Annotated in this window: 6 protein-coding genes; 2 read left to right on the top strand and 4 right to left on the bottom strand. The window is 35.1% G+C overall.

Going from position 1 to position 4831, the window contains the following annotated elements; genetic code table 11:
- Window positions 1-123 precede the first annotated feature (123 nt).
- The gene (locus tag NUV40_03215; GenBank protein MCR4342884.1) at window positions 124-330 is read right to left on the bottom strand and encodes a hypothetical protein; all 207 of its coding nucleotides are present in this window, start codon (window positions 328-330) and stop codon (window positions 124-126) included.
- Window positions 314-625, bottom strand: coding sequence for a hypothetical protein (locus tag NUV40_03210; GenBank protein MCR4342883.1), 312 nt, complete (start codon window positions 623-625; stop codon window positions 314-316). Before NUV40_03210 ends, NUV40_03215 begins: the two co-directional genes overlap by 17 nt.
- Window positions 626-949: 324 nt before the next feature.
- On the opposite strand from NUV40_03210, the gene NUV40_03205 reads away from it, so the two are divergent.
- Both NUV40_03205 and NUV40_03200 read left to right on the top strand, forming a co-directional pair.
- Complete coding sequence (locus NUV40_03205; protein ID MCR4342882.1) at window positions 950-1324, top strand: helix-turn-helix domain-containing protein; 375 nt, start codon at window positions 950-952, stop codon at window positions 1322-1324.
- 2 nt (window positions 1325-1326) lie between these two features.
- The gene (locus tag NUV40_03200; GenBank protein ID MCR4342881.1) at window positions 1327-1944 is read left to right on the top strand and encodes an ImmA/IrrE family metallo-endopeptidase; all 618 of its coding nucleotides are present in this window, start codon (window positions 1327-1329) and stop codon (window positions 1942-1944) included.
- A 376-nt stretch (window positions 1945-2320) separates the two neighbouring features.
- On the opposite strand, the gene NUV40_03195 is transcribed toward NUV40_03200, so the two are convergent.
- Together NUV40_03195 and NUV40_03190 are read right to left on the bottom strand one after the other, a co-directional pair.
- The gene (locus NUV40_03195; GenBank protein ID MCR4342880.1) at window positions 2321-3523 is read right to left on the bottom strand and encodes a hypothetical protein; all 1203 of its coding nucleotides are present in this window, start codon (window positions 3521-3523) and stop codon (window positions 2321-2323) included.
- Window positions 3524-3669: 146 nt separating this feature from the next.
- Window positions 3670-4674: a hypothetical protein gene (locus tag NUV40_03190; protein ID MCR4342879.1), complete on the bottom strand. Its 1005-nt coding sequence runs from the start codon at window positions 4672-4674 to the stop codon at window positions 3670-3672.
- Window positions 4675-4831: the final 157 nt, after the last annotated feature.

Here is a 4831-nt window from a genome sequence, read left to right as displayed (position 1 = left end):
ATGGTAGTCGGTAATTTGATAAATCGAAAATTGATATAACTGAAGATTGCCGCCAGGCTTAAAAGCAGGGCGGAAAGATCGAGCATTTCCATGATTTACTTTATAAAATTATTAGTATTATATTTAGCATTCATGCTTTACAATAATCTTTGTAATTACAGACAATACCTTCTTTATGTCCATAATAACATTACCTTTTAGTTCGGATTCTATGATTTTGCCGTTATGTGCATGAAAATGGTGCGGGTGGGTTTTTATCTCTACCCTTGATACAAGTTTACTCTCTTTCAGGTATGAAATAACTTCGAGGAGATTAAACGGTTGATTCACTGTCGATAGCCTCTTTTAGTGCCTCATTCCATGCATTCTTCATTTCAATTGCGCCGTTCCATTCCATCCAGACATCTTCTAAGTCTGGAGTTGCCTTGTTTTTAAGCTTTTTTGAGAAAGTGTCAAAATCCTTTCCGTATTTCTTTTGATACGTTATTATAGTCCTGTCGTAGGTTTTTATTTTACTTTCTATTTGGCTAATCACTATATCTTTCAGGGCAACTGTTTCGTCTTTATATGCCCCGGAAAGGACCAAGGGTTTAATTAAATTCTTAAGTATTTTTTCCGTTTTCATCCGTACCTTCTCCTTTTGTCTCTAAAATGTTTCTGGCAAGTCTTTTGACTACATAATTATAGACTTTTTATTCACGTTTTCACTTATAATTTTCTCGTCTTCAAGAGTAATAGATAGATCCCTTATCCATCTTTTTCCTCCATCTATTTTCTTGCCTTCCAATCCTCTTTAATTGCTGGGACACAATACCGGAGTTATTTATTCATAGAAATAAGTATGATGTTCGTCGATTACTGGTATTAAAAAAATCTGGAATATGTGTTGTATTTATATTACTATGTTGTATAATAAAAACAACATTATAAAAGGAAATGGAGGTGATATATGGCCAATGCCAGTAGATTTGGTAATTTTTTTAAGGAATGCAGGATTACTCTAAAGAAGACCTTACGACAGTTTTGTTTTGAAAGCGAGTTGGATCCAGGTAATATTAGTAAGTTGGAACGGGGGATTTTACCACCTCCACAAAGCAGAGGAAAACTTGAAGAATATGCTAAACTTCTAAGAATTAAGAAGGGTTCTGACGAATGGTACACATTTTTTGATTTAGCTGCTGCAGAAACAGGCAGGATACCTGATGATCTAATGTCAGGAAGGAAGATCGAGGACAAGTTGCCAATTCTTTTTCGAACTCTGCGGGGTCAGAAAGTACCAAATGACAAACTGGAAGAATTAATAAAGAAGCTTCGAGGATCGTGACTATGGAAAATGATTTAGAGGTGCCTATTATTTCTTATGATTATATTAAAAGTACTGCAAATGCCTTTTTAAAAGAATACCATCCAAACTTGGATATACCAGTCCCGATAGAAGAAATAATTGAGTTTCAGATGAAAAAAGACATTATTCCGTTACCTGGGTTGCACCAGGGTTTTGAGATAGACGGCTTTACATCGAGCGATCAGGCAAGTATTTATGTGGATGAATTTGTTTACACGAGCCGTCCGGGCAGATATAGGTTTACTTTAGCCCACGAAGTAGGTCACATCGTGCTTCACAAAGAAATCTATCAAAAAGCAAATTTCCAGGGTATAAAGGAATGGAGGGGATTCATAAACTCAATTTCTGAAAAAAATCATAGCTGGTTAGAATACCAGGCGTATGCGTTTGGCGGTTTAGTTCTCGTTCCCCATGAACATCTGGAGAAACTTACCTTATTTTATGTTAAATCTATTCGTGAGAATGAAATCTCATTCAAAGAAAACTGGGATTTTGCATGGGATCTAATAGCAGCAAAACTCGCTAAGGAATTTGAGGTTTCAACACAGGTTATCGAGAAGCGTTTAGATAAAGAAAAAATACGGGAACAGTATACTTAGAAATTTAGTGGTTCAGAATGTTACCGTCAGTTTCACTTATTCATCTTCTGCTTCAGTCTCATCCTCTCCAAACAAAGCCTCGCCCATGCGGTATGTCCTTAGCCAGGCCGAAGGTTCGCCAGAGACGAATCTGCCTCAGGCATGAGATGAAACCGAGTTCATTTTCAAAAACAGTCGCTGTCCCTATTTCCTCCGAAGCAAGAAAATAGGTGTGTGATAATTGATATACATGCACATAATTTTCTACTTATTTTAATTTTTTTCATTTTATTTTAAACACTTCTTCTCTGTTTATGCTTACATCATCGCTCCCGATGATTCATAATTTTACTTTTTAAGTTTCTTCTTTGCAGGTGGAACAAATTTTTTGGCAGGTTCAGTTTATTTCGAATGTGCCACTTGCAATCTTTTGACCCTTTATGAACAAGTCAACTGAGTAAGTGCCTACCTCCCAGTTTCCGGGTTTGCTCCACCCCCATCCCAAAGAATGATAAGAAGTAGTCCAGCCTGGCTTTATATATGAATTTTTAGTCTGTTGGGCAAGCATGCTACCATCAGAACGATAGTATATTGCTGTTATTTCAAAGTCGATTCTTCTGTTTGGTTTAGGGTGCTCAAGATTAATCTCCCAATTAATATATCTACTACTTGAGTTGGGAAATTGACGTTTGTATCCTCTTTGACCAAAGGTGGGCATCTTGTTACCTTTCTCAAAAAAGCGTAATTCTGTAACTTTTGCATTAAGCGAAGGTATTTCGATATCATCTGAAGGTTTCTGGGGCTGAATTAACTGTGCTATAATACACATCTTATTATCATGACTCGGCACCAACTGCCAACTCGTACTAATTGGCTTAATGCGCATGTTCACCTGTCCTTTTAGCGTTAGTTTATTTGGTGTTACCACAAGAAGGTAAATATATACTTTCATGGCATTATTGTCTTCCCGGTTCCGATTTGTTATTACTTCAGACATTTGCTTAAGAACCATAAGGTGTCTATCGAGTTTTGCTCGGGGGTATAGTTCTTTAAACCTGACACCATATACTCTCAACATCCAGTCATAAAAATAACTACATTTTTCTAAATTTATGCGTAAGTTAAACTCTTTTTTGTGGTCTTCAGGATTATCATCAAAAAGCTTCTTATAATCATCTTTGCTAAGAGTCATTGCGTGGTAAATCTTATCAAGGTCTAATTGGTCAACTTGCAACAAAGTAGATTTCTTCAAGGAATCAGAAGTGCGAATTTTGCGGCCTATTTGCTTTTCTGAAGTACGGTTTTCGTGACTTGATTGCTTTTTATAAGCGGAGACGATACTAAAGTGCTGTATACCAGATATCACAACACCAATCAAACTTATGGTAAGGGCGACAATGGCAAATGTCCTCTTGGCCTTTTGAGAAAATGCAACTCCCAGAGCCAGTCCAGATATAAGAGTAGCTGGAATACCCACATAATAAGCACACCACCCTAAAAGAGGAATAAACGCCCATATCATTCCAACTAACCCAAAAACTAAGCCCGTCACAGAAAGTGCAGTAACTATTCCTGAATCTTTTAATTCCTCATTAGCCATTTATTTTCTCCTCTTATAATTGAGTAAAATAATTACAGCTATTAGTACCCGGTTTCTATATGAAATATTTGTTTAGTATTCATATGTTTACAAAAGTAAATTCACATAGTAAGCATTTGGGTTCAATATTGTAAAATGGGATCAGCTTATTTCGTGGAATCAACCGCTTCGTTTTTGCTGATCCTCTTATCTATACTGTCCTTATATCTCCTGTAACTATAACCGTGGTAAAGAATACACATAATCCTTATTACTAAAAATAATAATATTATGACAACAAGGGCTATAATCAAAGAGGTGACACTTAAACTTAATATAACGCTTAAAAGATAAATTACAACAGTTGTGACCAGGGTATACCAAAGCCACATCCCTTTTTTGAATATTTTTGGACATTTAAAATATTGAGACTTCTGAAAAAGCTCTTTTATTTTAGTTTTATATTGTAAGTTTCGAGATTCTTTAAGCAAATTCTTTAGTATTAGATTTGTCATGATTCCTTTAAAAACCAGGCGTTCTCTTTTATAATCGTATACTATATATTTATGGACATTCTTTTTTAATTCATTTTTATTTGTTTTCAGAATTACTTTTGGAACGTATTTTTGATCTATTTCCACAGAGGTCTTACCACATATGTATTCCAAGATATGCCTGAAGTCAAACAGTAAAGGACAATCATCAATCCCTGCATCATATTCTGATGTGTTAAAGTGTAAATAGCATAAACCTAATAAACCAAAAACTAGTAATCCAAAATATACTAAATTTGACGGTGTATTGGTAAAAAAGGGAGTGAGTTGGAGAATATATTGGCGATAAACAATCCAAAGAATTATATAGAAAACAATAAAAACGGTAAAATAGGTCTTTCTCTTTATATTATAAAGACTACGCAATCTTGTATTAATTATTTTTTTTGATCTTATGCCTTTAATCTTGAGTATATTATTTATGTACTCAATTTTATCCCAGCACAATAAAAATGAGAAAAATATTGCATATGGAATGGTGAAAAACATTATCCAAATAAAAGGAACTATAGTTTTTTGACACTGCGGGCAAATATAATAGTCTGGCCCAAAAAAACCTTTGGTATTAATAGCAAGCAGAAATAAGCTCAGGAGACCACTTAGAGCATAGCTGGACATACATTCAGTTACAAAATACCGCATGTTGTATCTATCAAGCTTTCGGACAAAAATCGACTCCGATAGCACTGAGATAAATTCCCTCCTTTATGCTGAGATAAATCCCTTCCCTCCCAAACTAAGAGTCACGACAAGATTAACGTGTGCATATTAGAAT

This window comes from Patescibacteria group bacterium (assembly GCA_024654625.1).
Lineage (GTDB): Bacteria > Patescibacteriota > Minisyncoccia.
Note: the sequence above shows the minus strand (reverse complement) of the source record. Positions and strands in the feature narration are given on the sequence as shown.